General features: G+C 75.1%; 3 protein-coding genes. All 3 read right to left on the bottom strand.

Annotated features, from left to right (window positions below):
- Positions 1–459: hypothetical protein (locus tag G3I53_RS22835; RefSeq protein WP_164438722.1), on the bottom strand; the 459-nt coding region annotated here is incomplete at its 3' end.
- Positions 460–608: 149 nt separating this feature from the next.
- Complete coding sequence (locus G3I53_RS22830; protein ID WP_164332742.1) at positions 609–1,388, bottom strand: HAD-IIA family hydrolase; 780 nt, start codon at positions 1,386–1,388, stop codon at positions 609–611.
- A 318-nt stretch (positions 1,389–1,706) separates the two neighbouring features.
- Positions 1,707–2,654 carry a hypothetical protein gene (locus G3I53_RS22825; RefSeq protein ID WP_164438721.1) on the bottom strand — a complete coding sequence of 316 codons (948 nt, stop codon included), beginning with the start codon at positions 2,652–2,654 and terminating at the stop codon, positions 1,707–1,709.
- Positions 2,655–2,667: the final 13 nt, after the last annotated feature.

Below are 2,667 nucleotides of genomic sequence, written 5' to 3'. Positions count from 1 at the left end.
GTCCCCGGACTCGGCCGCCGCCAGCCGGGCCGTGCCGCCGCCGCCCGCGTCGACCGGCGCGACCGGGGAGGCAGGTGCCGTCGGCCGGTCGGTGGCCGGTTCGTCGTGGCCGCCGGACGGCTTGCGGGCCGGGGCGACGGTGATGGTGCCCCTGCGGTCGGTCTCGCCGCAGCTGACCTTCACGTCGTACACCCCGGCGGTGACGGTGGACCGGACGCGGCTCTCGCCGACGAGGACTCCGTCGGACACGCTGAGCCGTACGTCGGAGACGAACGCCGCGGACACGGCGACCGCCGTCCGCTCGGCGCACTCGGCCACCCGCAGGGTGACGTCCGTGCCGGGCGCCGGGGCCGCGGGGGTCACCGCGACACCACCGCCGTCCGCCGCGTACGCCGTCGCCGGGGTGAGCGCGGCCACGGCCAGGGCTCCCGTACAGAGAGTGAGTCTCATGGAACTCATCGTGAACCTCCAGACACACGGAGCCTCCCCCGCGAGGGGGGTGCACGCATCCTCGCGGGTGCGCCGGTTACGCCGTCCGGGTGGCGGCCGCGCCGGGCGAGGTTTGAAGCCGCAGGCCGGCGGGGGTGCGGCGGGCGCGGCCCGCCGGGTCAGACGAGGTCGACGAGGTCCGCGATGGAGTCCACGACCTGCGACGGCCGGTACGGGAAGTCCTCCACCTGGTCGGCCCCGGTCAGGCCGGTGAGCACCAGGAACGTGCGCATCCCGGCCTCGATGCCGGCCAGCACGTCGGTGTCCATCCGGTCGCCGATCATGGCGCTGACCTCGGAGTGCGCGCCGAGCCGGTTCAGCCCGGTGCGCATCATCAGCGGGTTCGGCTTGCCCGCGAAGTACGGGTGCTTGCCGGTCGCCTTGGTGATCAGCGCGGCCACCGCGCCGGTCGCCGGGAGGGGGCCCTCGGTGGACGGGCCGGTCTCGTCGGGGTTGGTGCCGATGAACCGGGCCCCGTTGTTGATCAGCCGGACCGCCTTGGTCATGGCCTCGAAGGAGTAGGTGCGGGTCTCCCCCAGGACGACGTAGTCCGGCTCGTGGTCGGTCAGGACGTAGCCGATGTCGTGCAGCGCGGTGGTCAGACCGGCCTCGCCGATGACGTAGGCGGAGCCGTTGGGGCGCTGGTCGTCGAGGAACTGGGCGGTGGCGAGGGCGGAGGTCCAGATGTTCTCGATCGGCACCTCCAGGCCCATGCGGCGCAGGCGGGCGTGCAGGTCGCGCGGGGTGTAGATCGAGTTGTTGGTCAGGACCAGGAAGGGCCGGCCCGTCTCGCGCAGCTTCTTGATGAAGGCGTCGGCACCGGGGATCGGGACGCCCTCGTGGATGAGCACCCCGTCCATGTCGGTCAGCCAGGACTCGATGGGCTTGCGGTCTGCCATGTGCCGGTTCTCCTGCCGTCCGCGATCCTGCGTGTGCCGTCCGCGTGCTGCGTTCGCCCCAGCCTAAACAGACCAGGATCTTGAGGGAATGGCGGCAGGGCCGCCGGTGGGGGTCCGTCCGGTCGTCGGCCGGTCGTCGGCCGGTCCTCGTCCGGTCGTCGGCCGGTCCTCGTCCGCTGCGGGGCGGGCCCGTCGGCTGTGGGTCGGCCCCGGCGACAGTCGCTGGTTCAGCCCCGGCGACGGTTGCTGGTCGGCCCCGCCAACGGTTGCTGGTTCAGCCCTGCCGGCCGTGGGTCGGCCTCGGCGACGGTTGCTGGTTCAGCCCCGCCTGCGGGCCAGCAGCACCGCCGCGCCGGCGGTGAGCAGGGCGGCGGCGGCCACGGCGAGGATCCGGGCCCTGGTGCCGCTGGCGGCGAGCTCGTCGGTGAGCGGCAGGGGGGACGGGGAGGACGCGGACGGGGCGGGCGTGCCCGGGGCCGGGGCCGTGGAGGAGGGCGGGGCGGTGCTGTCGCCGGGGCGGGGGTGGGGGCCCGGGCTCGGCGCGCGGTCCTCCTCGGGGTCCCGCGGGACGTCCGGCTCGGGCTCCCCGGTCCCGGTGCGCGGGGCGGCCTCGACGCGGAAGCGGTAGTCGTTGGACTGGCCGACCCAGTCGCCGTCGTCCCTGTGCCGCTGCACGACGGCCGCGTTGGCGACGACCTCGTTGGCGACGGCGGCCGAGGTGAACTGGAGCCGCACCTTCACGGTGAGGGTCCGGCCGGGCCCGACGGTGAAGCCGCGGAAGCCCGCCTCGTCGTCGGCGAGGGCACCGACGAGCTCGTCCTCGTCGGTGAGCTCGAAACGGACGGGGTGGGGGCGGGGGGTGGGACTGGGGCTGGGGGTGCCGGGGTCGGTGGTGGCGGGTGGGCGGGTGGCGTCGGCCGGGTCGGTGACCGTGCCGCGGTCGTAGAACTCCAGCTGCGCGTGACCGGGCTTGAGGGCCCGCTCGGCGTCGACGAGCACGATCACCGGGTGGACGGCGGTGCAGGTGCGGTCGGTCGTGTTGGTCAGGTCCACGTACCAGACGCCGTAGCCGCCCCCGGCGGTGTAGCCGGCGGGACCGCCGTGGAGGCGGGTGGTGAGGGGGAACTCGCGGTCGCCGTCGGTGGCGCAGGAGGCCGCGGCCGGGGTGGCGCCGGTGTCGGCGTGCGCGGCCGCAGCCGCTCCGGCGACGGGGAGGACGGCGGCCGCCACCGCCAGGCAGACGGCCGCGGGCAGGCAGGGTCGCATGCCACGTCTCCTT

It is taken from the genome of Streptomyces sp. SID14436, assembly GCF_010548465.1.
In the GTDB taxonomy this organism is placed as follows: domain Bacteria; phylum Actinomycetota; class Actinomycetes; order Streptomycetales; family Streptomycetaceae; genus Streptomyces.
This window is presented reverse-complemented; position numbering and strand designations above follow the sequence as displayed.

Coding starts and splice junctions, on each gene's coding strand:
- G3I53_RS22825 (WP_164438721.1), bottom strand. CDS start 2,654: ATGCGACCCTGCCTGCCCGCGGCCGTCTGCCTGGCGGTGGCGGCCGCC.
- G3I53_RS22830 (WP_164332742.1), bottom strand. CDS start 1,388: ATGGCAGACCGCAAGCCCATCGAGTCCTGGCTGACCGACATGGACGGG.